A 25461-nucleotide genomic window follows, 5' to 3' on the forward strand; every position below is an offset into this window, starting at 1 on the left:
CTTTTCATCTCCTGTAAGCGCAATCCGTCTTGCCGCATTCCTCACAGCCCTTGCGGTGACACGGCTGCGGTGTTTCAGACAGACCGATTACCGCCGTTACCGACTTGATAGGTGCCAGAAGACAGCTTTCGGTCACGGTCAAGCCAATCTTGCGCGGCGTATCCAGCAGGCGGCTGAAATCCCGCTGGTGTGCGATCGGAAAATCGCCGTAGCCAGGACTGAACCGCGGGCGGCAGTACATGCCGCGCTGAGCGGCTTCCTGCCGGATGCATTCGTTGACCTCATCGCAATAGGTCTCGACCATGGCCGCTGCCGCCGCCTGATAGATCACCGCGTCGCTCATCCGGACTGCAGACGCGCGGGCAATCAGGCGATCCGGTCCGATGCCGAGCGTTGCTGCCATCAGACAGACCTCGCTGCAGCCCTGCAGATTACGTGCCAGATTTTTGCTGTGAATTTGTACATCTGCGATCTCGAGCGTTTGCGCGTCAATATGCTGCAGCGGAAACACGCGGAAGATCGACTTGGGTTCCGCCGCCTGCTGCAGTGCTTCACCGCATCGTGTCAGGCTGGCCTGCACAGCCTCATCCGGCTGCGTGCCGTGATAACCCATGTAGCGGATGGCTTCCGATCTGTCCAGTTCAATCACTTGAGAATCTCCGACAGGCTGGACTGAATGCCTGCGGCAATTTCCGGCTTGTTCATCGAGTAAACATGGATATGGTTGACGCCGTTTGCAATCAGGTCGATGATCTGCTCGGTCGCGTAGATAACGCCTGCCTGCTTCATAGCCGCCGGATTGTCGCCGAAACGGTCAACGATGGCCTTGAAGCGTTCGGGCAGGTAGGTGCCGGACATGGAAGTGATACGCTTGATCTGCTTGACATTCGTCACCGGCATAATGCCCGCAACAACCGGAACCGTAATACCCTTTTCTCGAATGCGATACAGGAAGTTGTACATGATGTTGTTATCAAAGAACATCTGCGTAGTCAGAAATTCACAGCCTGCGTCTACTTTTTCCTTGAGGTGCAGAATATCCTCGGTTTTATTGGCTGCCTCAACGTGACCCTCCGGGTAGCAGGCGCCGCCGACGCAGAAATCGCCCTGCGACTTGATATCGCGTACCAGCTCAGCGGCATAGTGGTAGTCAGAATGCGGAGCACCGCCCTCCGGAATATCACCGCGCAGTGCAAGAATGTTCTCGATACCGGCATCCTTATACTTTTTTACCATCGCTGCAACGTGCTCACGGGTAGACGAAACACAGGTCAGATGGGTCAGAACGGTAACATCATACTTCTTCTTGAGATCTGCCGCGATGTTGACAGTGTGTTCGCTCGTGCCGCCGCCTGCACCGTATGTAACGCTCATAAAGTCCGGACGCAATGCCGCAATTTCCTGCGTTGCGTGTGCGACAGACTCATAGCTGCTGTTGGTCTTGGGCGGGAATACCTCAAAAGAAAGGGTTACTTTGTCCTGATTCAAAAGTTGAGAAACCTTCATATTGCATCTCCTATGTTTCTACTTGTATTTCTGTTTAATAAAAGACACGATTTTGATCCGCGCGAAAATTCTATACGTTCCAAAGCCGTAGTGTTTATTATATCACATTTCCCTACTTTATTTCCAGACAAAAATACGATATAATATACCGTATCGGAGGGATTATTTTGACCGATATGCTTAAGAACTGTCAGCTGTGTCCGCGTGCCTGCGGCGCAGACCGTACAAAGAACCGCGGAGCCTGCGGTGCAGGCGTTGAAATCGAAGCCGCACGCGCGTCGCTGCATATGTGGGAGGAGCCACCGATTTCGGGTACAAATGGCTCGGGCACGGTGTTTTTCTCTCATTGCTCGCTCGGCTGTGTGTTCTGCCAAAACCGCAAGATCAGCCGCAGAGAGGCCGAGGGACAGAACATTACGGCAGATGCACTGGCGAAAACCTTTCTCTCTCTGGAGAAAAAAGGTGCGCATAACATCAACCTTGTTACCGGCGCCCATTATGTGCCGCAAATTATCGAAGCACTGCAAATTGCCAGAAAACAGGGACTTTCGCTTCCTATTGTATACAATTCCAGCGGATATGAGCAAGTGGAAACGCTGCAGCTGCTCGATGGTCACATTGACATCTATCTGCCGGATTACAAGTATTACAGCAGCTACTACGCAGGTCTGTACTCGCATGCGGAGGATTACCGTGAGTTTGCCGTTCCGGCTATTGATGAAATGGTGCGCCAGACAGGTGCACCGCAGTTTGATAAAAATGGCCTGCTGAAGCGCGGCACGGTCATCCGGCATTTGATGCTGCCCGGACTGGCCGGCGACACCGCGCAGGTACTTCGGGATATCGCCTCTCGATGGGGCGACAGCGTGCTTGTCAGTCTTATGCGGCAGTACACGCCGTTTGATATGCATGATTATCCCGAGCTTGACCGCACCATCACCGCAGAGGAGTACGCAGATGCCTGTACGCTGTTCGGTGAGCTTGGACTCGGCGGCTTTTTTCAGCAAGATGAATCCATCAGCGAGAGCTTTATTCCCGCCTTTGACGGCACAGGATTGGAGGAAAACTAACATGAAAACCGTTCTCAGCATTGCAGGCACCGACCCGACCGGCGGCGCAGGTATTCAGACCGACCTGAAAACCTTTGAAGCCTTCGGCGTGTATGGCATGGCCGTTATCACTGTCGTGTGTGCACAAAATACCACTGGTGTATTCGGTCTGCAGCCGGTTTCCGCTGAACTGGTTGGCAAACAGATTGACTGTGTGTTTGACGATATTTGCCCGGATGCCGTCAAGGTCGGCATGCTGTATGACGCAGAGATTATTCACACAGTAGCGGAGCGCTTGAAGGCGTACCACGCCCAAAATATCGTACTCGATCCGGTGATGATGTCCTCAAGCGGTACCGCGCTGCTGCATCACGATGCGGCAAAGGTTCTGCAGGAGGAGCTGTTCCCGCTGTGTACCTTGGTAACGCCTAATCTGCATGAGGCAGCCGCTGTCTGCAGCCATAACATCACCAACCGTGAAGATATGGAGCAGGCGGCACGCGAAATCGTCGGCAAGACCGGCGGCGCTGTTCTGGTCAAGGGCGGTCATCTGGCAGACTGCGCAGATGATCTGCTGTTTGACGGCACAGAAATGCACTGGCTTCCCGCGCCGCGTATTGACAACCCGAACACACACGGTACCGGCTGCACGCTATCCAGTGCAATCGCATGCGGACTGGCACAGGGCGTGTCGCTCATCGGCAGCGTCAAGCGAGCCAAGCGATATCTGACCGCCTGCATTGACTTCAAACTGGATCTTGGTCACGGTTCCGGTCCGCTGCAGCACCGCATTGCGGATTGGGAGAACCGGCATGCGTGAACTGCGGTGCATTCCCGACGCAGGCCAAGCATTTCAATTTTTCAAAATGTAAGCAGGAAAAAGTGCAAAGAATACAGGGACAAAAGGCTGAAAAAGGCTTCTTGTCCCTGCACTCATTTACACTGCACCGGTGTTGTTTTACACCTTAATCTAAAGCAAAAAGGCGAGTAAGCAAACCCCATTCGGAGAAACTTACTCGTCTTTTCTTGCGCGCTGTTTTCAGCGCGCCCCATGTTTTATCCGTTTGCGGTGCTGCTCCATGCCTGATGCAGATCAGGGAACGGAGCAAGTGCACGATCGAGAATGCCGTGCATATGAGCGATGGCAATGCCATAGTTGGTCATCGGCACATTCCGCTCGGCGCTGTGCCGCAGACGATACTGCATTTCCCGCTCGTTCAGCATGCAGCCGCCGCAGTGCACGACAAGTGCGTACTTGCTCACGTCCTCAGGAAACTCATTACCCGCGGTAAACGAGAACTGCACATCCTTACCGGTAAATCTGCGAATCCAGTTCGGCAGTTTTTCCGTGCCGATATCGCCGCACTGGCGGTGATGCGTGCAGCCTTCGGAGATGAGCACAGTATCGCCATCCTGCAAAGAATTCAACTGTGCAGCACCGAGAATCGCCTGCCGCAGATTGCCTTTGTATCGGGCAAACAGGATGGAGAACGAGGTCAGCCGGACATTTTTCGGCACCAGCTTGTCCACAATGCCGAACGCCTGCGAGTCCGTGATAACCAGCCGCGGCGGCTCACGCAAGGATTCCAGCGTGCGGGTCAGCTCGGTTTCACGGGTGACAAGCGAAATTGCGCCTGCTTCCAGAATATCGCGGATGGTCTGCTGCTGCGGCAGGATCAGCCGGCCTTTCGGTGCAGCTGAGTCGATCGGCACGACCAGTACGACTGTGTCATTCGGCGCAAGCAGGTCAGCAACCAGACGTTTTTCCGGCTCGGTCGGCTTGACGGCTCGTGCGATCAGTTCCTTGAGTTCACGGATGTTGCTGTCGGCTGCTGCGCTGACGTAAATCTCGTTTTCCGGCATAGCGACAGGAACCGAAGTCAAATCCGCCTTGTTGTGCGCGATGACAAACGGAATCTCCCGCTTGCGGAACAGCTCGATAAGCTCCTGCTCGGCAGGCTGCAAACCACGCGTGCTGTCCGTGACAAGAACCGCAATATCCGTCTTTTCCAGCACGCGGAGCGCCCGGCGGACACGTTCCTCACCGAGCGTGCCCTCATCATCAATGCCCGGCGTGTCGATGATAACCACCGGACCGATAGGGAGGAGTTCCATCGCTTTCTGCACCGGATCAGTCGTAGTGCCCTTAATATCGGACACGATGGACAGCGTTTGTCCGGTCACACGGTTCACCACGCTGGATTTGCCCGCATTGCGCAGACCGAAAAAGCCGATGTGTACACGCTCGCCGGAGGGCTGTGCGTTCAGTCCCATAGGAAACCCTCCTTAGAAGCGGAAATCACGGCGGTTGGAGCTGCAGATATCCTTGATATGCTCGGCTGCAATTTCGCGTACCTTATCGCGCGGGATTTTTTTAAGTTCCTCCTGAATCAGCTCCATGCCGACGCGCTTGGTGTCCTCGCTTGCGTAATCGACCAGATACTCCGCGAGTGTCATCAATGCGTTCGGGTGGCAGCAGTTGAGGATCTGGCCGCTCTTGCACAGGCTCATGAAACGGTCGCCGGTGCGCCCCTCACGGTAGCAGGCGGTGCAGAACGACGGAATAAACCCAAGCTGCATGAGCCAGTGAACAACCTCATCGAGCGAGCGCTGATCGGATACATCAAACTGCTCAGAGTCGTGCGGACGCTCCTCTTCCTCGTAGCCGCCGACCGAGGTACGGGAAGCACCGCTGATCTGCGAAATGCCCAGACCAAGTGCCCTCTCACGCACCTGCTGGCTCTCGCGGGTGGAGATGATCATGCCGGTGTACGGCACGGCAATGCGGATGCACGCGATAACCTTTGCAAACAGCTCGTCGCTCAGGCCGTTGTCGAATACGTTCGGATCGATATCGTCCGCGCGCTTGATACGCGGTACGCTGATAGTATGCGGGCCAACGCCGTGTACAGCCTCCAGATGCTCGGCGTGCATGAGCAGACCGGCAAACTCGTACTTGTACATTTCCAGACCGAACAGAACACCCAGACCAACGTCATCAATGCCGCCGTCCATCGCGCGATCCATTGCTTCGGTGTGGTAGTCGTAATCGTGCTTCGGACCTGCCGGATGCAGCTTGAGGTAGCTCTGCTTGTGGTAGGTCTCCTGAAACAGAATGTAAGTGCCGATGCCGGCGTCCTTCAGCTTGCGGTAATTCTCGACTGTGGTCGCCGCAATGTTGACGTTGACACGTCGAATTGCACCGTTTTTATGCTTAATGGAGTAGATGGTGTTGATGCACTCGAGAATGTACTCGATCGGGTTGTTGACCGGGTCCTCACCGGCCTCGATGGCAAGGCGCTTGTGCCCCATATCCTGCAGTGCGATAACCTCGCGGGCAACCTCTTCCTGCGTCAGCTTTTTGCGGGTGATATGGCGGTTTTTTGCGTGATACGGACAGTAAACACAGCCGTTTACGCAGTAATTCGACAGATACAGCGGTGCAAACATAACAATACGGTTGCCGTAGAACGCCAGCTTGATCTCCTCGGCCAGCTGATACATCTCCTCGATCTTCTCGGGGATATCGCAGGCCAGCAGCACGGAGGCTTCGCGATGCGTCAGACCGGCACAGTGTACGCCGGTAGCCGTTTTCTGCGGACGGGCCTTTTCCAGAATGCTGTCGATCAGCTCGATGTTGTGTTTGTTCTCCTCGGCGTATTTCAGCGTTTCAAGGATTTCCTCATGGTTGATAAACTCCTCTGCATGGAGTGATTTCGGGTTGTACTGAGCCATTTTTTCGTTTTCCTTTCTTATCTTGCGGTCAGAGGATTACTCTTTCCGTCAGAGTCCCTTAAAATGTATCACTTATCGGATAATATCTCCGCGTGCGGTAACAATCCGGCAGCCGACCGATGCCACACGGCGCGACAGGCAGCCGATGCACTGTGCAGCCTCCTCACCGGTACATAGTTTGCCGTCGTACAGTGCATATTTTTTTCGCACCCCAAGCGGAGACAGATTGGGCATCACTACGTTTGCACCAGCCTGCAGTCCGCGCTCGCGGCCGTCCGGCCGGATGGTGCCGAGCGCCGTTGTAGCGGGCAGCAGCAAATTCGGTTGGATCAGCCGCAGCAGTGACAGCAGATACACTGTCTGCTCACACGTTCCGGCCGGAAAATCGCGGAACGGTGTGTCCTTCTGCGGAATAAACGGGCCGATACCGCACATCTCCGGCCGAAATTTTTCGATGAACTTTAAGTCCTCAGCGAGTGTTCGTGCCGTCTGATACGGCGAGCCGACCATAAAGCCGCAGCCGGTCTGGTAGCCGATGTCTTTCAAATCACGAAGGCAGCGCATACGGTTGTCAAACGACATCTGCGCCGGATGCAGCTTTTCATAATGTGCCTTATCGGCGGTTTCGTGACGGAGCAGATAACGGTCCGCGCCAGCATCGAACATCGCCTGATAGGCTTCACGAGGGAACTCTCCGAGCGACAGCGTTACTGCACAGTCCGGAAACTCGGCTTTGATCTGTCGTACCAGATGGCAAACCACATCGACTGAGAATGCGCTGTCCTCGCCGCCCTGCATGACAAAAGTGCGGAAGCCGAGCACATAGCCTTCCCGGGCACAGTCCAGTATCTGCGCCTCGCTCAGTCGATAGCGGTCACACGCAGGATTGGAACGCCGGATACCGCAGTAATAGCAGTCGTTGCGGCAGATATTGCCGATTTCGATCAGTCCTCGAATGTACACATCCGTACCATATACCTGTTTTCGTAAGGCAACCGCTTTCTCTGCGGCATAGGCTGCCAGTTCATCGCTCTGGTTTTCGATTAGATATTCGTATTCCTCTATTGACAGGCTGTGCTGCGCTTCCAGCCGGTCAATGAGCTGCTTCGCCTTATTCATCGCTCTGCACATTGGAGTACGCGGTCTTGACGCTGATGCCGTCCAGATTGCCGATTTTGCCGGACAAAGCCGAAATCACATCCTGCGGCGCATCAATGGCGATGGACACAATGTTGATATTGCGCGCTCGATAGGGAATACCCATGCGCCCGATGATATAGCTGCCGTACTCATGCAGCAGGGTATTGAGCCGTTCCACAGAATCCGTGTTCTCTACCACGATTCCCATTACGGCAACTCTTGTTTGCATAAAAACACCTCGGAACAAAAAATAACTGCGTCCTCTGAAAGACGCAGTCCGATACAGATATAAACGGCGCTTCCGTGCAGGAAACGCTGCAATACGATATGGACGGCTCCTTTCATGCAGAATCTGCGGACGCAGAGGCTTACTGTCAGGATCGCTACATCTATTATAGAGGATAGTCGGCAGACCCGCAAGCAAAACCGACGATTTTATGCAAAGAATTATTTTCGCAAAAATATGTATGATATTTTTGTCGAATTTTATCCTTCCAAATCTATATCTTGTATGGTACAATGCAATAGCGGCACATGATATATGGGTATGCACTTTTACGCTTTGCCTGTAAACAGCAGTGCTTTTTTGTTCGCTTTTTATCGGACAATATGATATAATGATGAACATATGAAATTTAGAGAGGAAGAACAACACATGGTTCGAGTTGTCAAAAAGGATCACACCAAAGAACCGTTTAACATCCAGAAGGTTGTTATCGCCGTTAATAAGTCGGCAAACCGTGTCCTCTACAACTTTACAGAGGATGAGTTGAAGTCGATCTGCAATCATGTCGAGGGTTATATCCGTGACCATCACATGACCGAGATTCAGATCTGGCAAATGCACAACATCGTTGAGTCTGCACTTGAGTCGGTGCAGCCGGAGGTTGCCAAAAGCTACCGCGACTACCGCAACTATAAGCAGGATTTTGTCGGCATGCTGGACAGCGTATACCAGAAAAGCCAGTCCATCATGTATATCGGCGATAAGGAAAATTCCAACACGGATTCCGCGCTGGTCTCCACTAAGCGCAGCCTGATCTTCAATCAGCTCAACAAGGAGCTGTACCAGAAGTTCTTTATGAACACCGAGGAACTGCAGGCCTGTCGGGACGGCTACATTTACGTCCACGATATGTCGGCACGCCGCGATACCATGAACTGCTGCCTGTTTGATGTAGCGAGTGTCCTCAAGGACGGCTTTGAGATGGGCAATCTGTGGTACAACGAGCCAAAAACACTTAATGTTGCATTTGACGTGATCGGTGATATCGTGCTTTCCGCTGCAAGTCAGCAGTACGGCGGCTTTACCGTGCCGTCGGTCGATCTGCTGCTCGAGCCGTATGCCGAGCGCAGCTACAAAATGCTGACCGAGAAGTATACTCGTCTGGGACTGGATGCTGATACGGTCGAGAAGGAAGTTATGGCGGACATTCTCAACGACTTTGAGCAGGGCTTCCAGGGCTGGGAGTACAAGTTCAACACGGTAGCATCCAGCCGCGGCGACTATCCGTTCATCACCATGACAATGGGAACCGGCACTGGTCGTTTTGCCAAGCTGGCCTCCATTACCATGCTGAATGTACGCCGCAAGGGGCAGGGCAAAAAAGGCCAGAAAAAGCCGGTCCTGTTCCCGAAGATCGTATTCCTGTACGATGAGAACCTGCACGGTCCCGGCAAGCTGCTTGAGGATGTATTTGAAGCCGGTATCCTGTGCTCGTCCCGTGCAATGTATCCGGACTGGCTGTCGCTGACCGGTGAAGGCTATGTGCCGAGCATGTATAAGAAGTACGGCGCGATCATCAGTCCGATGGGCTGCCGCGCGTTCCTGTCTCCGTGGTACGAGCGCGGAGGCATGAAGCCCGCTGATGAGAGCGACAAGCCGGTATTTGTCGGCCGCTGGAACATTGGCGCGGTATCGCTGCACCTGCCGATGATCTACGCTAAGGCACAGCAGGAGAGCCGTCCGTTCCGCGAGGTGCTGGACTACTATCTGGAGCTTATCCGCAAGCTGCACATCCGCACCTATGCATACCTGGGGGAGATGCGTGCATCTACCAATCCGTTGGCGTACTGCGAGGGCGGCTTCTACGGCGGGCATCTCAAGCCGTCGGACAAGATTAAGCCGATCATGAAAACCGCTACTGCGTCGTTCGGCATTACTGCACTCAACGAGCTGCAGGAACTGTACAACGGTAAATCGCTTGCCGAGGACGGTCAGTTTGCCCTCGAAACACTGCAGTATATCAACGATAAGGTCGAGCAGTTCAAGAACGAGGACGGCAATCTGTATGCTATCTACGGTACACCGGCAGAGAGTCTGTGCGGTTTGCAGGTCGAGCAGTTCCGCAAGAAATACGGCATCATCGAGGGCGTTTCCGATCGTCCGTATGTCTCCAACAGCTTCCACTGCCACGTTACCGAGGACCTGACACCGATTCAGAAGCAGGATCTTGAGGGGCGTTTCTGGAATCTGTGCAACGGCGGCAAGATCCAGTATGTCAAGTACCCGATTGACTACAACCATGAGGCGATTCGCTCTCTGGTGCGCCGCGCCATGGCAAAGGGCTTCTATGAGGGTGTCAATCTGTCACTCGCGTACTGCGATGACTGCGGTCATGAGGAGCTGTCTATGGATGTCTGCCCGAAGTGCGGCAGCCGCAACCTTACCAAAATCGAGAGAATGAACGGCTATCTTTCCTACTCTCGCGTGAAGGGCGATACGCGCCTGAACGATGCCAAGATGGCCGAAATTGCTGAAAGAAAGAGTATGTAACACGAATGCAGTATCACAATATAACCAAGGACGATATGCTCAACGGCGACGGCCTGCGTGTTGTGCTGTGGGTGGCCGGCTGCGGACATGCCTGTCCCGGCTGTCACAACCCCATCACATGGGATGCGGAAGGCGGTCTGCTGTTTGATCAGGCAGCAAAGAATGAGCTGTTCACCGAGCTCGGCAAGGACTATATCTCCGGCATTACGTTTTCCGGCGGCGATCCGCTTTTCCCCGGCAACCGTGAGGAGGTCAGCGAGCTGTGCCGCGAGATTCGGCAGAAGTTTCCGGACAAGACCATCTGGCTGTACACCGGCTATCGCTGGGAGGAAATCAAGTGGCTGCCGTTTCTCGATCAGATTGACGTGCTGATCGACGGTCGTTTTGTACAGGTGCAGGCCGATCCGCAGCTTCACTGGCGCGGCAGTGCCAACCAGCGCGTGATCGATGTTCCGCGCACGCTTGCGGCTAACAGTATCGTCCTGCATGACGATAAGTAAAAAGGAGTGCTGAATTATGCAACAGATCGCACAGTTTTTCAAGGTATCCGAGGAACAGTTTGTCCGTGACTGGTGCGCGGCTACCCGCCGCAGCGCGGATGAGGCCAAGAAGGTCTATCAGAACATCCGGCTGCCGCGCCGCGCGACCAAAGGCTCTGCCGGCTATGATTTTTTTGCGCCGGAAAGCTTTACGCTTGTTCCGCATGAGACCATCCTTATTCCGACCGGTATCCGCGTTATGATCGAGGACGGCTGGGTGCTGAGCCTGTACCCGCGTTCCGGTCTGGGCTTCCGTCACCGTCTGCAGCTTGACAATACGGTTGGCATTATCGACAGCGACTACTTTGAGGCTAAAAATGAAGGACACATTCTCATTAAGATGACCAGCGACGATCACAAGGGCAAAACCCTCTCGGTTGCCGCAGGCGACGGCTTTGCACAGGGTATTTTCCTGCCGTTCGGTATCACCGTGGACGATGAGGCTGACGGTGAACGCACCGGTGGCTTCGGCAGCACGACTGAAAAGAAGTAACAATTCCATAAACAGCCAAAAGCGCATTCACAGAGATTTATCTGCGAATGCGCTTTTTCTTATGCCCTGTTTACATGAAACAGGCAGCACAGGATCCCGCGTAAGCACTTGGGACTTTTCCATACAACAACCTTCATCATGCCTTACCCTCCTTCAGCACTGCAGCAGGAACAGCCCTGCCGCGATCACTGCCAGTGCAATCAGCCACACCGGCAGACAGGATGGGAGCAGACTGCCCAGCAGCAAGCCTGTTCCAAACATAAATACGGCAAGACCGATCGCCTGACCACGGCAGAACATAGCGCATCACGCTCCTGTTACCAGTATAAGCAGCGAGGATGGAAAATGTGACAGCAAAGCGAAAACGATCTGCTCATATTTTACACAAGCGCTTCATATGGTAATGCAGGAGCAGCGGTGAAACCAAAGGAGGCAGCATCAATGGAACTGAATCAAACAAGCATCTGCTACTATGAAAAGAAATTAGCGCATATCTCTGTGGCGACAGAGAGTGCGGATTCGATTGTGCCGGACACATTTCCGGATATCGGACGAATCGTGTGCGCGTATGGTACGGCGACCATCAAGGACCAGACTCCGCAGAATGGCCGCCTGTTGGTATCCGGCACCGTGCAGACGACTGTACTGTACGAACCGGAAAACGGCGGTAAACTGCGTCGGCTCTCCGTGCCGGTCACGTTTGCGCATATTGAGGAATGCGAGGGTGTCTCGGCAGAATCTGTCTGCAGCACCGTGTGCCGCATTGCTGCGGTAGAGGCCGAAGCTATGAACAGCCGCAAGGTATGCGTCAGCGTTCAGCTTTGCTTTTTAACCGAAGGCTACTGCAAAGCAGAGTGCGACGTGACAGAATCGGTCGAACTGGACGGCATAGAATGCCTGAGCCATTTGCAGAGCATAACGCTGCTGGAGCAGGTGCGCAGTTATCCGGTGACAATACTGGACGACATACAGCTTGCGGATGCAGCGGAGCTGTCCCTTCTGCACACCGACTGCACGATGCAGGTATCCGAGTGCCGCGCCATGCATGGCAGAATCATCGTGAAAGGTGAAGCGATACTGCACTGTCTTGCCATGCAGGAGGATGATGCTGTGCGCGTACTGAACAACAGCACGCCGTTCACGCAGATTCTCGAGTTGCCGGAAGCAGAAGAAGGCGCCCTGACCGCAGTTCATATGACCGTATCCGAGGCAGACTGCCGATTGGAATCCGATGGCATGTTGTCCTGCACCATCAGCGCACAAGCAATAGTACTGCTGCGGCAGGAGCGTAAGCTGCGCTGCATCGAGGATATGTATCTGCCCGGCAAGGTACTTGCTGCGCAGGCAGAACATCCTGTATTGCAGAATATGCCGTCCGCGCAGCCGTTTACCGCCGAAGGCAGTGAGACTTTGCAGACTGCACAGCATGTTTCTCATGTGATTTCCGCGCAGGCGGTCTGCTGCGGCGCAAAGCGCGTATCGGAGAGCGAGCTGCAGGTCAAAGCCGGTGTTCGTGTGCTGTATTTGAGTGATGAACAGCAGCTTTGCGCAGTGCAGCGTATTGTACCGCTGACCATGCCGTATAGTGAAGTCGGAGAGCCGGAAGATCTTACACTTTCAGCACGCACCACAGCGGCGGGTGAGCGCGGATTGCTTTTGACTGTCAACGCAAACGGCACTGCTGCAACACAGGAGCGCGTGACGTTCTGCTATATCTCTGCGCTGGAGATCAAGCCAAAGGAGAGCAGACATAACGGCGTAACGCTGGTGCTCAGGCAAATCACCGGCGAAGAACGGCTATGGGACATTGCCAAAAACTGCGATACGACCGAGCAGGCGATCCGCTGCGCGAACGACTTGCCGGCAGAGGCAGAGTATGTGCAGAATGCCATGCTGCTGATTCCGATTCAGGACTGAAAGGCGGGAAGAGAATGGAAAACCAGATTTACGATCAAATCAGCAGCCGTACCGGCGGTGATATTTATATTGGTGTTGTCGGTCCGGTTCGTACGGGCAAATCCACATTTATCAAGCGGTTCATGGAGACTATGGTGCTGCCCGATATGGAGAATCCCTACAAGCGGGAGCGCGCACGGGATGAATTGCCGCAGTCCGGCACCGGACGGACAATTATGACTGCCGAACCCAAATTTGTGCCGGAAGAAGCGGCGGAGATCGCTCTGCCGGAAGGCGGCGCATGCCGGGTACGGCTGGTGGACTGCGTAGGCTATCTGGTAGAGGGCGCACTCGGCGGCATGGAGGGAGATACACCGCGCATGGTATCTACACCGTGGCAGGAGGAACCCATGACACTGGCCGAAGCGGCAGAGATTGGCACACACAAGGTTATCGGTGAACACTCTACCATCGGACTGGTGGTGACGACCGATGGCAGCTTTACCGATCTGCCGCGTGAAGCCTATATACCGGCAGAAAAACGCGTAATCGAGGAACTGCAGTCACTCGGCAAGCCGTTTCTCGTGCTGGTAAACTCGTCAGAGCCGAACGGCGAAGCAGCACAGTGTGTATGCGCCGAGCTGCAGTCGCAGTACGGGATTGCACCGATTACGGTGAACTGTCTTGAACTGGATGAGAGCGGCATTGCAGATATTCTGCAGCAGGTGCTGTATGAATTTCCGGTCTGCGAGATTGGTTTTGTCCTTCCGCGTTATATCGGTACTCTGCCGCTGTATCATCCGGTGCAGAACAGCATTTACCAGTGCATCCGCACAGCCACCGAGGGCGGAGAAAAAATGCGCGATGTACAGAAGCTATGCCGTACCCTCGAAGAGAACGAATACGTCGAGCGGGCGAGTGTGGACAATATGGCGCTCGGCAGCGGCTCGGCGGTCGTGCATGTGGACGTACCGGAAACCGTATTCTATGGCATTGTCGGCGAGCAGACCGGCATTCAGGTGCGGGATGACGCAGATTTGATTCATGTGCTTGAGGATTTCGCTGCAGTGAAACAGCAGTACGAACGGCTGCATGGTGCGCTCGATCAGGTATATCAGACCGGTTACGGCATTGTGATGCCGTCGGTGGAGGAGTTGTCGCTCGAGGAACCGGAAATCGTTCGGCAGGGAGGGCGGTATGGCGTGCGTCTGCGGGCTTCTGCACCATCCATCCATATGATGCGGGCCAACATCAAAGCCGAGGTCAATCCGATCGTCGGCACGGAAAAGCAGTCGGAAGAACTGGTACACTATCTGCTCAGCGAGTTTGAGGAACAGCCGGAGAAGATTTGGGAGACCAATATTTTCGGAAAGTCGCTCAATGAACTCGTGCGTGAGGAATTGTCGCACAAATTGAGCCGTATGCCGGATGATGCTCGCGGTAAAATCCGTGAAACACTGGAAAAGATCATCAACGAAAGCGCAGGAGGACTCATCTGCATCATCCTGTGAAATCAGGCGTGCCTGCCAAAAACAGGCACGCTTTTTTAACAGAATTGTAAAGACTGTCCGCTTGTAAAGGTCGATTTGCTGTGCTAAAATGTATAGTGTATAGAAATGCGCATTTGAAGGAGACTTTTACTTGACCAAACAAGTGTTTATCATAAACGGCAGCGGCGGTGTCGGCAAGGATACCGTATGCAGTGCTGCCGCGCAAAGCTGGAAGGTGCAGAACATTTCGTCCATCACACCCATTTTGCAGGTGGCCAAAGCCGCCGGATGGGACGGCACCAAAACACCGGCGGCACGCCGTTTTCTTTCGCAGCTGAAGGCAGACTGCACAGAATTCAACGACCTTCCGTTCCGCTACTGCACAGAACAGCTGCAGATATTTGCTGAAAATGATGCAGAACTGCTGTTCGTCCATATCCGAGAGCCGGAGGAGATCGAGCGCTTCCGTCAGGCGGCAGGCGTAAACTGCAAGACCATTCTCGTGCGTCGACCGACACTTGAGCAGGCACGCGGACAGCTTGGCAACCGCTCGGATGACGGCGTTGCAGCGTACGCCTATGATGCGGAATTCCTCAACGACGGTTCGCTGGAAGAACTGCCCGCAAAAGTACATGACTTTTTACAGGCTCTGATCGAGAGATAACTTTCAAGATCGGGCACGGCTCTGTTTTACAGGAACAGCGCATAGAAAGGAACATCAAAATATGAGCCAGAACAAGAAGAAGTTCTTCGGCAAACACAAGCATGAACAGGAGCTTGAGCAGACACAGACGCTTCCGTCGATGTCAGAAAACACTGCTGACAAGATCGTTCAGACGGAGGACAATACTGCACTGGAAGAAGCATCCGAAAAAGCTGATGCTGACGAAAAAAACGAGAAGGCAGAGCAGCTAGCTGAATCCTTTCGCAAAAGATTTAATCGAAGCAAGTGCGTCCGCGTTATCATTGCAGCAGGATTGATTATTCTGCTGGTCGGCGGTTCGGTATTTGCTGTTATTCAGTCGCGCAATACCGGCATGGAGGACACAGTTCCGACGACTGCGGTCGTTACCTATGGCGATATTGGCACTTATATCGAGGGCAGCGGCGAAACAGCTGCACGCAACACGGAAGAACTTGGCCTGGGACTTGAGGGCAAAATCTCTCAGGTGCTGGTTTCCGAGGGAGATGAGGTGCATGCCGGTGATCCGCTGGTCGTTGTCGATCCGACCGGAATCCGCGAACAGCTGACAGCGGCACAGGCCGAATTCACGGCCGCGCAGAGTGAGTTGACCAACGCACAGGCAGCGATCACGCAGGCACAGAGCCGCATTGCCTCGGCACAGAGCCAGTACACCCACAGCAGCGCTACGGCACCGTTCAGCGGCAAGTTTATCGCATCAAGCACATTTGCGGTAGGGCAGAAGGTAAGTGCAGGACAGACCATCGGCCGTATGGTCAACGACAGCCAGATGCAGCTTGCTGTACAGTTTAGTTCGGAATATGCCAAAGATATCAAGGCCGGTCAGACGGCTACGATCTCTACCTCTGCCGGACAGGTTTCCGCTGTGGTTTCGTCGATTGATTCCACTTCCGGCAAAGGTACGTTCCTTGTCGTATTAACCGTGCAGAATCCCTCCGGTTCACTGGCGCAGGGAACGAGTGCTACCGCAACGATCAACAGCGACAGCGCCGGCACGATTTTCTCTTCCGGTTCGGGCACGTTGGACTACAGCAAGGAGCAGATTATCACGGCACCGATCAGCGGTGAAATCACGGCCTATAACGGCTCGAACCGCACATACAGCAGCAGTGCAGCCATTATGTCAATTTCCAATGTTGCAGCGCCGGATACTTCGGACGCGCGAAACAGTCTCACGGCTGCACAGAGCACGGCTGCAGCCGCACAGGCCAAGGTGAGCGAAATTCAGACGCGCATTCTCAAGCTGCAGCAGGAGATTCTGGATGCTACGATGACGGCTTCAATTGACGGCGTTGTCACCTCACTGAACGCAGAAGAAGGGGAGGAGACCGATGGTACCGAGCCTCTGGTTGTTGTTTCCGACCTGAACGATACCGTTGTTACGGCCGAGCTGACGACAGATGAAGTGCAGTCTGTCGAGCCTGGTCAGACGGTGACAATGAACATGTACACAATGGATGGTTCCGAGCTGCCGCTCACCGGTGTGGTTGACTCGGTTTCGCCGGAGCCGAGTCAGAACACGGGCAGTCAGGGCAGTCTGACGACTTTTAAGGCAATTATCACGGTTGATTCTATCGAAGGTCAGGCGATTTCCAGCGGCATGATGGTCGATTACAAAATTGCAGTTGCCGAATCGGACAGCTGCCTGATGGTACCGACTTCCGCTATCGTTCACACGGCGGATGGCAGTACGGGTGTATTCACCAAAACGCTCATCGACAAGGACGGCAACGAAATTCCGTTCGATGATACACTGCCGATTCCGGACGGCATGGAAGCACCCGAAGGTTATCAGCTGGTAGCGGTGGAAACCGGCGTTTCAGATGCGAACAATACCGAAATTTTCTGGGGCATCGATGAAGGTGCAACAGTTTATCTGAATGCCACACCAAATACATCAGACGCGGTAACTGATGAGGAAAATACAGCATATAACAGCTGATAAGCAGTATAAAGCACGGCTTTTGTTTTAGAACAGAAATCGTGCTTTTCTTTATCTCTTGCAAACTGGCATTACAAAATAATTGCAATCTGAGTATTTTAACATATTCAGATTAGGCGTATAATGCGTTCATACACCAAACAACAAAGGAGTCTGAACGACATGAGCGTACAATATAAGCTGAACAAGGAGCTGGCCCAGATGCTGAAGGGCGGCGTCATTATGGACGTAACCACACCGGAGCAGGCGAAGATTGCCGAAGCAGCGGGCGCATGTGCAGTTATGGCGCTGGAGCGCATTCCGGCTGACATCCGTGCAGCAGGCGGCGTTTCCCGCATGAGCGACCCGAAGATGATTCGCGGTATTCAGGAAGCGGTTTCCATTCCAGTTATGGCAAAGTGCCGTATCGGTCACTTTGTTGAGGCACAGGTGTTGGAGGCAATCGAGATCGACTATATCGACGAGAGTGAAGTGCTGTCTCCGGCGGACGATGTATACCACATTGATAAGACACAGTTCAAGGTTCCGTTTGTATGCGGTGCGCGTGATCTGGGTGAAGCTCTGCGCCGCATCGCTGAAGGCGCTGCAATGATCCGTACCAAGGGTGAGCCGGGCACCGGTGATGTTGTACAAGCGGTTCGTCACATGCGCGCTATGAACGCAGAGATTCGCCGTGTGCAGAATCTGCGTGAGGATGAGTTGTTTGAGGCCGCAAAGCAACTGCAGGTTCCGGTTGAACTGCTCAGAAGTGTGCATGAAAATGGCCGACTGCCGGTCGTAAACTTTGCGGCGGGTGGTGTTGCAACTCCGGCGGACGCAGCACTGATGATGCAGCTCGGCGCAGAAGGCGTATTCGTTGGTTCGGGCATCTTCAAGTCTGGCGATCCGGCAAAGCGTGCTGCAGCAATCGTAAAGGCGGTTACTAACTACACCGATGCAAAGCTGATCGCAGAACTGTCTACCGATCTGGGTGAAGCAATGGTTGGCATTAACGAGAGCGAAATCGCATTGCTGATGGCAGAGCGAGGCAAGTAAAATGGCAGTTGGAATTCTGGCGCTGCAGGGCGCCTTTGCAGAGCATGCCGCAGTGCTGGATAAACTCGGTGTATCGCACTTCGAAATTCGTCAGAAGCGCGATTTGGATCAGCCGATGAATGGTTTGATTATTCCGGGTGGGGAAAGCACAGTAATGAATAAACTCTTGCGCGAGCTGGATTTGTATGATACGCTGCGTGAACAGATTCAAAACAGACTTCCTGTATTCGGAACCTGTGCCGGTCTGATTCTGTTGGCTAAGCAGATTGATGGCGGCATACCATGCTTCAGTGTGATGGATATTCGTGTAAAACGTAATGCCTATGGCAGACAGCTTGGCAGTTTTTTCACGGATGATCGGTTTGGCGGTAGCGAGAGAATACCGATGACATTCATTCGCGCACCATATATTGAGAGCGTAGGAAATAATGTCGAGGTGCTATCCATTGTTGACAGTAATATTGTTGCCGCGCAGCAGGATAATATGCTCGTGACCGCATTTCATCCGGAATTAGATAAGGATTTGACGGTGCATCAGCATTTCATTCGGATGGTTGAGCAGTTTCGGTTGAAGAATGCAGGATAACTAAAATAAGCGGCTCTGTATGAGCCGCTTACAGTCTGTCGAAAAACCCAGTTGCCCATTAAGCGGCAACTAGGTTTCTATCACATATACAACAGAAAATAGACAGGTCCTTAGGACTCCATTGCTACTGCAATGTGTGACGGAAATGTGTGACGGAGCCGGATCCGATGCTGAGTATGCTGGAATGGCTGTGCACAGAGCTCATGGAGGTCGAGGTGGACCAGCAGCTAGGAGCAGAGAAAAGTCAGCGCATTGTCAGCATGGTGGTACTTATCGTGTGCGGTGTGGATGAAAACGGTCATAGGGATATCATTGCCGTTGAATCTATGGCCGAAGAATCCGGGAGCTCCTATGAAGTGCTGTTTCAGAATCTGGAGGACCGTAGTCTGTCCACGCCCAGGCTTATCATTTCAGATGCACACGCCGAACTGGTTTCGGCAATTCGTGAATCCTTTCCCGACGCCTCATGGCAGCGCTGCAAGGTGCATTTCATGCGGAATATTCTGGTCTATGTGCCGCAGAAAGAGAAGAAATCCTAATCGTATTCGTGAAGCAAGGCGACGTTCCGGTGTTTCAACGCTTAAAATTGCTTCGGCGCTCGGTATCTGCCGTGATACGGTCTATCGCTGGGAACGTGGCGAAACATTATTTTCGTCCAGCGTCCTGTTGAATTTGGGGTACATTTTTGGTATAACTTGTGATTGGCTAGTATGTCGTAGCGATGACCCGTATAAAACAGTTGACGAGGTAGACATTCGTAGTGTAAAATCTAATTTAGACATAGGAATCTAATTATACAAAATAAAGATTTTGTATAATTAGCAAACCATCTATCTAATAACAATTAGTAATTAACTGTTTTCATCCTATTTTCTCCAGATACTCTATCATATCAGCCACAGCACGATCATTATTAGAACTTACCATCACATTTACATTTCGCAGCACTTCCGGCTCTGCATTGGCTGGTGCAAACGAAATCTGAGCTTCGTGCAGCATGGATTCATCATTGTAGCTGTCGCCAATAGCAAACACACGTTCAACATCCGGTAAGTATTCAACAATACTTCGTAGAGCCGAACCCTTATTCACACCAGCGGCTGTGATTTCACAGAATGTCGGCATGCTGGATGTCACATCAAATACATGCGGATACCGAATCAGTAAATCCTGCGTCAGTGCGGTGATCGGTGCTGGTTCACCGGTAAAATTGACCGTACACCAATCCGCAGTTGCGCTTTTTGCAAACTGCTCATTAGAAAGCATCTGATAATCTAAATGCAGCTTGCGCATGTGCTGCAGCGTGTGATCGCTCATTTGACGAATCAGCGCTGTTTCGGCGGTAAAAATCTCGCATCCAAATTGTGAATTATTTAACAATACATACTCAATCATTTCCTTCGTCTCGTACGGCATACCGGAGCAATGCAAAATCTGGCGATTTTCATCGCAAATCAATGAACCATTCATCACACTGTATGGCGCATTGACCGGCAACTGAGCTATATATGTGCCAATAGCATGAGGAGAACGGCCGGTCGCAAGCGACAGCCGTCCTCCCTTTTTCGTAAAATATTGTAATGCGCGCAGATTTTCTTCCGGAATTTGCTTTGAATCATCGAGCAGCGTACCATCCATATCGCAGGCCAACAGCATACCCTTAAACTTTTTCATTGCATACGCTCCAATTTATCAAGAACTTCAGTAAAATATTGTGGCAGCGATGCCAAAAAATCCATCCGCTCCCCTGTTCTCGGGTGCGTGAGCGTCAGCTTCGCTGCATGCAGACATTGACCGCCGATATTGGAAAACCGGTCTTTTTTCAGTCCGTACACCGGATCACCGATAATCGGATGACCAATAGACGCCATATGTACACGAATCTGGTGCGTACGTCCAGTCTCGAGCTGAAACGCCATATGTGTGTAGCCGTTATACCGTTTGATGACAGTATAATGCGTGATTGCCTCCCGTCCGCCTTCCACGATTGCCATTTTTTTTCGATCAGTCTTGTGACGGGCAATCGGCTTATCCACCGTTCCTGTATCATCCTTAACAGAACCAACCACAATCGCTTCATAGCCGCGATATGCCGTATGCGCCGCAATCTGAGCCGCCAGACTCTGATGTGCGGCGTCATTTTTCGCCACAACGAGCAGACCACTGGTATCCTTATCTATACGATGCACAATGCCCGGTCGATGTTCACCGTTAATACCAGACAGGCTGTCACCACAGTGGTACATCAATGCATTAACCAACGTACCATCCCAGTTGCCAGCCGCAGGATGCACAACCATGCCGCGCGGCTTGTTGACCACCACAATATCCGCATCCTCATAAACGATATCCAGCGGAATATTCTCCGGCTTGAGATCAACTTCCTTTAACTCCGGAAGTTGAACCGTAACCGCCTCGCCGCCGACCAGCTTGTAATTTTTCTTGAGCGGCTGACCGTTACAGCTTACCGCCTGCTCCGACAGAAGATTCTGCGCCGCAGAGCGAGTCAGTCCTTCAATCTGCTCTGCCAGCCAGCTGTCGATACGCTTGCCGGATTGCTCTGCCGAAACTGTAAATTGTAATTCACTCATGGTTACTTCTCCGCTTCGCTTGTCTCCTTGTGCTGAAACATAAAATATAGCACAAACAGTACGCCACCTACACAAATGAAGATATCTGCCACATTAAATACCGGGAAATGAATCAGACGGAAGTCAAACATATCGACAACAAAACCGCGTGCTACACGATCAATGGCGTTGCCGAGTGCACCTGCCGCTACCAGAATCAGCGACCAGCAGCCAAGCTGAGTCTGCAGCATATTCCTGTAAATCGCTGTGAAAATGGCAACTGTAATCACAATGGCCAATACAACAAAAATCCAACGTGAATCAAACTGCGCGAACAGGCTGAATGCTGCACCGCGGTTCTCAATATAGGTCAAGTGAAACACACCATTGATCAACGGAATGGTCTGCTGTGCCTGCAGGGATGTAAACGCCCAGTATTTCACTGCCTGATCTGCCGCGATCATCAGCAAGATTGCACAAATATAAATCGGCATTTTCTACCTCCAAAACAAAAAGGAGGAACAGAATTGCTCTGCTCCCCCTTGGATTCTTCTTTTAGCCTACAACCTTGGCACAGCGAGCACACAGACCCGGATGCTTTGCATCAGAACCAACGGTCTTAGCCTGCTTCCAGCAGCGCAGGCACTTCTCACCTGCTGCGCGGGCAACAGCAATCTTCAGACCCGGCAGATTCTCGCTTACAGCGCCCTCGCCGTCACCGGCAACGACATCAAGTTCGGAAACGATGCACAGATCAGCCAGATCCTGACCACAGCCGTTCAGGAATGCAGCCTGCTCAGCGTCAGCGTAAACAGTAACGCATGCTTCCAACGGCTTGCCGATGGTCTTAGCAGTACGCGCACCCTCGAGCGCCTTGTTTACGTCATCGCGGAATGCGGTCAGCTTGTCCCACTTAGCACGATCCTCATCGCTGAAGGACAAAGCCTCGTCAGCCTGCGGCATCTCGTTATATGCTACGTTGCGAGCATCATCCTCAGCAGCGTGCGGCATAGCCTGCCAGATTTCGTCTGCGGTAAAGCACAGAATCGGAGACAGCATGCGAACCAGCGCACTCAGGATACGATAGATCGTAGTCTGTGCAGAGCGGCGGCTCAGACCATCGGTCTCATCGCAGTACAGACGATCCTTGATCACATCGAGGTAGAAGTTGGACATATCAACAACACAGAAATTATGAATTGCATGGAATACGGTGTGGAATTCGTAGCTATCATATCCCTCACGAACCTTTGCAGCAAGGTCGTTCAGCTTCATCAGTGCCCACTTATCCAGCTCCGGCATATCTGCGTATGCAACAGCGTTGGTCTTAGGATCAAAGTCAAACAGGTTGCCCAGAATGTAGCGAGCCGTGTTACGGATCTTAAGGTAGTTCTGCGACAGATGCTTGAGCATGTCCTTGGAAATACGCATATCCTGACGGTAGTCAGAAGAAGCAACCCACAGACGCATTACGTCTGCGCCATACTGCTTGAGGATATCCTCCGGAGCAATACCATTGCCCAGAGACTTGGACATCTTCTGGCGCTCCTCATCAACAATCATACCGTGGGTGATAACCGTCTTGTACGGAGCCTTGCCCTGTGTAGCGATAGAGGTCAGCATCGAGGACTGGAACCAGCCGCGATACTGGTCGTTGCCTTCCAGATATACGTCAACCGGGGTCTTCTGGCCTTCGCGGTTCTCGATAACAGCGCGCCAAGAGGAACCGGAATCGAACCATACATCCATGGTATCGGTTTCCTTGTCAAATTCGCTGCAGCCGCACTCACATTTGGTGCCTGCCGGCAGAATCTCAGCAGCCGTCATGTCGAACCATGCGTTGGAGCCCTTTTCACGGAACAGATCAGCAACGGTCTTAATCGTCTGCTCATTTACCAGCGGCTTGCCACACTTCTTGCAGGTGAAGATCGGAATCGGAACACCCCAAACACGCTGACGGGAAATACACCAGTCAGAACGCTCACGGATCATGGAGGTCATGCGCTCCTGACCCCAGCCGGGAATCCACTTGATGTCCTCACAAGCCTTGACTGCGTCATCCTTGAGCGCATCAACAGAGCAGAACCACTGCTCAGTAGTGCGGAAGATGATCGGATTTTTGCAGCGCCAGCAATGCGGATAGCTGTGCACGATGTCCTCTGTTGCGAGAAGTGCACCGCAGTCATCCAGATCCTTGAGGATAACCTCGTTGGAATCATCCACGAACATACCCTCGTACTTGCCGGATTCAGCGGTATGGCGTCCCTTGCCGTCAACCGGAACGATGATCGGGATGTTGTACCTCTGGCAAACGATAAAGTCATCAGCACCGAAGCCCGGAGCGGTATGAACACAGCCGGTACCGGCATCGAGCGTTACATGGTCACCGGTGATAACCAGAGAATCACGGTCGAACAGCGGGTGCTTGGTCTTGATCAGCTCCAGATCAGAGCCAAGAACGGTTGCGAGAACTTCCCAGCTGTCAATACCGGCAGTCTTCATAACAGAAGCAACCAGTTCCTTAGCCAGAACATAAACCTCGCCGTTCGGGACCTTAACGAAATCATACTCGAAGTTTGGGTTCAGAGAAATTGCAAGGTTGCCCGGAATGGTCCAGGTAGTGGTGGTCCAAATTACGAAATATACGTTCTCTTTGGTACCAAGCAGTTTGGTGATAACACCCTTGTCATCGGTTACAGCGAACTTTACAAAGATAGACTTACACGGAACATCCTTGTACTCAATCTCTGCCTCAGCCAGTGCGGTCTCGTCGTGCGGGCACCAGTAAACCGGCTTCTGACCCTTGTAGATGTAACCCTTCTTAGCCATCTCGCCGAAAATCTCAATCTGAGCAGCCTCGTAATCATGGGTCAGGGTCAGGTACGGACGATCCCAGTCGCCGATAACGCCCAGACGCTTAAACTGGGTACGCTGGGTATTGACATGATTGTGTGCGAACTCTTCACACTTGGAGCGGAACTCCGCAGTGGAAACCTTGCTGCGATCCATGCCGTAAGCCTTGATTGCCTGACGCTCAATCGGAAGACCATGGGTATCCCAGCCCGGAATGTACGGAGCCTGATAACCCATCATATTGCGCGAACGCAGAATAAAATCCTTGAGGATCTTATTCAGTGCATGACCCATATGCAGATTGCCGTTTGCATACGGAGGGCCGTCGTGCAGAACGAAAAGCGGCTTGCCTTCGTTCTTCTTCATCAGTTCATGGTAGAGGTCGTTCTTCTCCCAGTTTTCCAGAAAACCCGGCTCGCGCTTCGGCAGACCGGCACGCATCGGGAATTCGGTTTTGGGCAAATTGATCGTATTGTTGTAATCCTGCTGCATTGTGCAGTGTTCAGTCCTTTCGCTTATTTACTTAACATCCTTCGGGTCGTATTCAGTGCCAAACTGCAGTTCGCCGAAGTCAAATTTACGCGTTGCATCTTCAACTGGTGCATCGCCCTTCCCAGTCGCATTTGTGTTCTTTGCATCTTCAGTCTGCTGTACCGGAGCGAGGTTTTCGCCCTTCGCCAACTCTGCCAGTGCTCTTGCCTGCGACTGATACAGCTTTGCTACATGAGCGATGAACTCAGCAGTGTTCTTGCGGGCAGTCTCCAGTTTCTGTTCCTCGGTGTTGATTTCCGCCTGGGTGTCTTTCACCTTGTTTGCGGTTTCATCCTTCGCAGAAGCAATGATCTCCTCTGCTTCCTTCTTTGCCTTGTCGATTGTCTCCTGTGCAATCGACTGAGCGGTCAGTAGGGTACGGTGCATTCCTTCTTCAACACCGCGGTATTCTTCAATTTTATCGACCAGCACCTTCATTTTTGCCTTCATAGCAGCGTTTTCCTTCTGCATCGCTGCAAATTCCTCTGCAACACGCTCGAGAAAAGTATCGACAGACTTCATGTCATATCCGCCGAAAACTGCTTTTTCAAAGCCGATTTCTTGTATTTCCTGCACCGTCATATGTTTTTCCTCCGTCTTTATATCATTTGCCGTAC

Annotated in this window: 25 protein-coding genes; 13 read left to right on the forward strand and 12 right to left on the reverse strand. The window is 52.7% G+C overall.

Annotation, left to right across the window (positions count from 1 at the left end; all coding sequences use genetic code 11):
- Positions 1-4 precede the first annotated feature (4 nt).
- Both DWZ82_RS08080 and metF read right to left on the reverse strand, forming a co-directional pair.
- Positions 5-649 carry a vitamin B12 dependent-methionine synthase activation domain-containing protein gene (locus tag DWZ82_RS08080; protein ID WP_118480053.1) on the reverse strand — a complete coding sequence of 215 codons (645 nt, stop codon included), beginning with the start codon at positions 647-649 and terminating at the stop codon, positions 5-7.
- Positions 646-1506, reverse strand: coding sequence for a methylenetetrahydrofolate reductase [NAD(P)H] (gene metF, locus DWZ82_RS08085; protein ID WP_118359370.1), 861 nt, complete (start codon positions 1504-1506; stop codon positions 646-648). Before metF ends, DWZ82_RS08080 begins: the two co-directional genes overlap by 4 nt.
- Positions 1507-1682: 176 nt before the next feature.
- Between metF and DWZ82_RS08090 the strand changes: the two genes are divergently transcribed.
- On the forward strand, positions 1683-2576 hold the full coding sequence (locus tag DWZ82_RS08090; protein WP_199667436.1) for a radical SAM protein: 894 nt from the start codon (positions 1683-1685) through the stop codon (positions 2574-2576).
- A 1-nt stretch (position 2577) separates the two neighbouring features.
- Entirely contained in the window at positions 2578-3375 is a 798-nt protein-coding gene (gene thiD / locus DWZ82_RS08095) for a bifunctional hydroxymethylpyrimidine kinase/phosphomethylpyrimidine kinase (RefSeq protein WP_118480057.1), read from the forward strand.
- Positions 3376-3611: 236 nt separating this feature from the next.
- Here the strand turns inward: thiD and hydF are convergent, their stop codons facing one another.
- From hydF to DWZ82_RS08115, 4 genes are all read right to left on the reverse strand, one after another.
- Positions 3612-4829 (reverse strand): [FeFe] hydrogenase H-cluster maturation GTPase HydF, encoded by a 1218-nt coding sequence (gene hydF / locus DWZ82_RS08100; protein ID WP_118480059.1) that lies wholly within the window; start codon positions 4827-4829, stop codon positions 3612-3614.
- 12 nt (positions 4830-4841) lie between these two features.
- Positions 4842-6290 (reverse strand): [FeFe] hydrogenase H-cluster radical SAM maturase HydG, encoded by a 1449-nt coding sequence (gene hydG / locus DWZ82_RS08105; RefSeq protein WP_118480061.1) that lies wholly within the window; start codon positions 6288-6290, stop codon positions 4842-4844.
- A gap of 72 nt (positions 6291-6362) precedes the next feature.
- Positions 6363-7409 carry a [FeFe] hydrogenase H-cluster radical SAM maturase HydE gene (hydE, locus tag DWZ82_RS08110; protein ID WP_118480063.1) on the reverse strand — a complete coding sequence of 349 codons (1047 nt, stop codon included), beginning with the start codon at positions 7407-7409 and terminating at the stop codon, positions 6363-6365.
- Positions 7402-7659, reverse strand: coding sequence for a TM1266 family iron-only hydrogenase system putative regulator (locus tag DWZ82_RS08115; RefSeq protein WP_110436788.1), 258 nt, complete (start codon positions 7657-7659; stop codon positions 7402-7404). The genes hydE and DWZ82_RS08115 overlap by 8 nt, the downstream gene beginning before the upstream one ends.
- Positions 7660-8085: 426 nt before the next feature.
- On the opposite strand from DWZ82_RS08115, the gene nrdD reads away from it, so the two are divergent.
- Genes nrdD through DWZ82_RS08130 form a run of 3 tightly spaced genes read left to right on the forward strand, consistent with a single transcriptional unit; the run spans position 8086 to position 11238 of the window.
- The gene (nrdD, locus tag DWZ82_RS08120) at positions 8086-10206 is read left to right on the forward strand and encodes an anaerobic ribonucleoside-triphosphate reductase (RefSeq protein ID WP_118480065.1); all 2121 of its coding nucleotides are present in this window, start codon (positions 8086-8088) and stop codon (positions 10204-10206) included.
- A 5-nt stretch (positions 10207-10211) separates the two neighbouring features.
- Positions 10212-10706, forward strand: a complete 495-nt coding sequence (gene nrdG, locus DWZ82_RS08125; RefSeq protein WP_118480067.1) for an anaerobic ribonucleoside-triphosphate reductase activating protein — start codon at positions 10212-10214, stop codon at positions 10704-10706.
- Positions 10707-10722: 16 nt separating this feature from the next.
- Positions 10723-11238 (forward strand): deoxyuridine 5'-triphosphate nucleotidohydrolase, encoded by a 516-nt coding sequence (locus tag DWZ82_RS08130; protein ID WP_118285774.1) that lies wholly within the window; start codon positions 10723-10725, stop codon positions 11236-11238.
- 153 nt (positions 11239-11391) lie between these two features.
- On the opposite strand, the gene DWZ82_RS15155 is transcribed toward DWZ82_RS08130, so the two are convergent.
- A complete protein-coding gene (locus DWZ82_RS15155; RefSeq protein ID WP_158557213.1) occupies positions 11392-11538 on the reverse strand; it encodes a hypothetical protein in 147 nt (48 codons plus the stop codon).
- 141 nt (positions 11539-11679) lie between these two features.
- Here DWZ82_RS15155 and DWZ82_RS08135 point away from each other — a divergent pair, with 141 nt between their 5' ends.
- The 8 genes from DWZ82_RS08135 (at position 11680) to DWZ82_RS16045 (ending at position 19682) form a co-directional block, all read left to right on the forward strand.
- Entirely contained in the window at positions 11680-13155 is a 1476-nt protein-coding gene (locus DWZ82_RS08135) for a DUF3794 domain-containing protein (protein ID WP_118480069.1), read from the forward strand.
- Positions 13156-13169: 14 nt separating this feature from the next.
- Complete coding sequence (spoIVA, locus tag DWZ82_RS08140) at positions 13170-14645, forward strand: stage IV sporulation protein A (RefSeq protein WP_118480071.1); 1476 nt, start codon at positions 13170-13172, stop codon at positions 14643-14645.
- 130 nt (positions 14646-14775) lie between these two features.
- Positions 14776-15288 carry a hypothetical protein gene (locus DWZ82_RS08145; RefSeq protein ID WP_118359391.1) on the forward strand — a complete coding sequence of 171 codons (513 nt, stop codon included), beginning with the start codon at positions 14776-14778 and terminating at the stop codon, positions 15286-15288.
- Between the two features lie 61 nt (positions 15289-15349).
- Positions 15350-17269, forward strand: coding sequence for an HlyD family secretion protein (locus tag DWZ82_RS08150; RefSeq protein WP_118480073.1), 1920 nt, complete (start codon positions 15350-15352; stop codon positions 17267-17269).
- Between the two features lie 162 nt (positions 17270-17431).
- Positions 17432-18304 carry a pyridoxal 5'-phosphate synthase lyase subunit PdxS gene (gene pdxS / locus DWZ82_RS08155; protein ID WP_118480075.1) on the forward strand — a complete coding sequence of 291 codons (873 nt, stop codon included), beginning with the start codon at positions 17432-17434 and terminating at the stop codon, positions 18302-18304.
- 1 nt (position 18305) lies between these two features.
- Positions 18306-18890 (forward strand): pyridoxal 5'-phosphate synthase glutaminase subunit PdxT, encoded by a 585-nt coding sequence (gene pdxT / locus DWZ82_RS08160; RefSeq protein ID WP_118480077.1) that lies wholly within the window; start codon positions 18306-18308, stop codon positions 18888-18890.
- 167 nt (positions 18891-19057) lie between these two features.
- Positions 19058-19429 (forward strand): transposase, encoded by a 372-nt coding sequence (locus DWZ82_RS08165; protein ID WP_118480079.1) that lies wholly within the window; start codon positions 19058-19060, stop codon positions 19427-19429.
- Complete coding sequence (locus tag DWZ82_RS16045; protein WP_442861225.1) at positions 19401-19682, forward strand: helix-turn-helix domain-containing protein; 282 nt, start codon at positions 19401-19403, stop codon at positions 19680-19682. The genes DWZ82_RS08165 and DWZ82_RS16045 overlap by 29 nt, the downstream gene beginning before the upstream one ends.
- 69 nt (positions 19683-19751) lie before the next feature.
- Here the strand turns inward: DWZ82_RS16045 and DWZ82_RS08170 are convergent, their stop codons facing one another.
- The 5 genes from DWZ82_RS08170 to DWZ82_RS08190 all read right to left on the reverse strand — a co-directional run bounded on the left by DWZ82_RS08170 (position 19752) and on the right by DWZ82_RS08190 (position 25426).
- A complete protein-coding gene (locus tag DWZ82_RS08170; RefSeq protein WP_118480081.1) occupies positions 19752-20564 on the reverse strand; it encodes an HAD family hydrolase in 813 nt (270 codons plus the stop codon).
- Positions 20561-21481, reverse strand: coding sequence for an RluA family pseudouridine synthase (locus tag DWZ82_RS08175; protein WP_118480083.1), 921 nt, complete (start codon positions 21479-21481; stop codon positions 20561-20563). The genes DWZ82_RS08170 and DWZ82_RS08175 overlap by 4 nt, the downstream gene beginning before the upstream one ends.
- 2 nt (positions 21482-21483) lie before the next feature.
- Positions 21484-21954: a signal peptidase II gene (gene lspA / locus DWZ82_RS08180; protein ID WP_118480085.1), complete on the reverse strand. Its 471-nt coding sequence runs from the start codon at positions 21952-21954 to the stop codon at positions 21484-21486.
- A 61-nt stretch (positions 21955-22015) separates the two neighbouring features.
- On the reverse strand, positions 22016-24805 hold the full coding sequence (gene ileS, locus DWZ82_RS08185) for an isoleucine--tRNA ligase (RefSeq protein ID WP_118480087.1): 2790 nt from the start codon (positions 24803-24805) through the stop codon (positions 22016-22018).
- A gap of 27 nt (positions 24806-24832) precedes the next feature.
- Positions 24833-25426 (reverse strand): DivIVA domain-containing protein, encoded by a 594-nt coding sequence (locus DWZ82_RS08190; protein ID WP_117488033.1) that lies wholly within the window; start codon positions 25424-25426, stop codon positions 24833-24835.
- Positions 25427-25461: the final 35 nt, after the last annotated feature.

It is taken from the genome of Butyricicoccus sp. AF35-5AC, assembly GCF_003477715.1.
GTDB classification, from domain to species: Bacteria; Bacillota; Clostridia; order Oscillospirales; family Butyricicoccaceae; genus Agathobaculum; species Agathobaculum butyriciproducens.

Excerpts from the sequence above, each read along its gene's own strand:
- spoIVA (WP_118480071.1), top strand. The coding sequence starts at position 13,170 with ATGGAAAACCAGATTTACGATCAAATCAGCAGCCGTACCGGCGGTGAT.
- DWZ82_RS16045 (WP_442861225.1), top strand. The coding sequence starts at position 19,401 with ATGTGCCGCAGAAAGAGAAGAAATCCTAATCGTATTCGTGAAGCAAGG.
- DWZ82_RS08090 (WP_199667436.1), top strand. The coding sequence starts at position 1,683 with ATGCTTAAGAACTGTCAGCTGTGTCCGCGTGCCTGCGGCGCAGACCGT.
- hydG (WP_118480061.1), bottom strand. The coding sequence starts at position 6,290 with ATGGCTCAGTACAACCCGAAATCACTCCATGCAGAGGAGTTTATCAAC.
- DWZ82_RS08190 (WP_117488033.1), bottom strand. The coding sequence starts at position 25,426 with ATGACGGTGCAGGAAATACAAGAAATCGGCTTTGAAAAAGCAGTTTTC.
- nrdG (WP_118480067.1), top strand. The coding sequence starts at position 10,212 with ATGCAGTATCACAATATAACCAAGGACGATATGCTCAACGGCGACGGC.
- nrdD (WP_118480065.1), top strand. The coding sequence starts at position 8,086 with ATGGTTCGAGTTGTCAAAAAGGATCACACCAAAGAACCGTTTAACATC.
- DWZ82_RS08165 (WP_118480079.1), top strand. The coding sequence starts at position 19,058 with ATGCTGAGTATGCTGGAATGGCTGTGCACAGAGCTCATGGAGGTCGAG.
- hydF (WP_118480059.1), bottom strand. The coding sequence starts at position 4,829 with ATGGGACTGAACGCACAGCCCTCCGGCGAGCGTGTACACATCGGCTTT.
- DWZ82_RS08135 (WP_118480069.1), top strand. The coding sequence starts at position 11,680 with ATGGAACTGAATCAAACAAGCATCTGCTACTATGAAAAGAAATTAGCG.
- DWZ82_RS08130 (WP_118285774.1), top strand. The coding sequence starts at position 10,723 with ATGCAACAGATCGCACAGTTTTTCAAGGTATCCGAGGAACAGTTTGTC.
- DWZ82_RS15155 (WP_158557213.1), bottom strand. The coding sequence starts at position 11,538 with ATGTTCTGCCGTGGTCAGGCGATCGGTCTTGCCGTATTTATGTTTGGA.
- hydE (WP_118480063.1), bottom strand. The coding sequence starts at position 7,409 with ATGAATAAGGCGAAGCAGCTCATTGACCGGCTGGAAGCGCAGCACAGC.
- DWZ82_RS08115 (WP_110436788.1), bottom strand. The coding sequence starts at position 7,659 with ATGCAAACAAGAGTTGCCGTAATGGGAATCGTGGTAGAGAACACGGAT.
- thiD (WP_118480057.1), top strand. The coding sequence starts at position 2,578 with ATGAAAACCGTTCTCAGCATTGCAGGCACCGACCCGACCGGCGGCGCA.
- DWZ82_RS08170 (WP_118480081.1), bottom strand. The coding sequence starts at position 20,564 with ATGAAAAAGTTTAAGGGTATGCTGTTGGCCTGCGATATGGATGGTACG.
- lspA (WP_118480085.1), bottom strand. The coding sequence starts at position 21,954 with ATGCCGATTTATATTTGTGCAATCTTGCTGATGATCGCGGCAGATCAG.
- DWZ82_RS08150 (WP_118480073.1), top strand. The coding sequence starts at position 15,350 with ATGAGCCAGAACAAGAAGAAGTTCTTCGGCAAACACAAGCATGAACAG.
- DWZ82_RS08175 (WP_118480083.1), bottom strand. The coding sequence starts at position 21,481 with ATGAGTGAATTACAATTTACAGTTTCGGCAGAGCAATCCGGCAAGCGT.
- pdxT (WP_118480077.1), top strand. The coding sequence starts at position 18,306 with ATGGCAGTTGGAATTCTGGCGCTGCAGGGCGCCTTTGCAGAGCATGCC.
- pdxS (WP_118480075.1), top strand. The coding sequence starts at position 17,432 with ATGAGCGTACAATATAAGCTGAACAAGGAGCTGGCCCAGATGCTGAAG.
- metF (WP_118359370.1), bottom strand. The coding sequence starts at position 1,506 with ATGAAGGTTTCTCAACTTTTGAATCAGGACAAAGTAACCCTTTCTTTT.
- ileS (WP_118480087.1), bottom strand. The coding sequence starts at position 24,805 with ATGCAGCAGGATTACAACAATACGATCAATTTGCCCAAAACCGAATTC.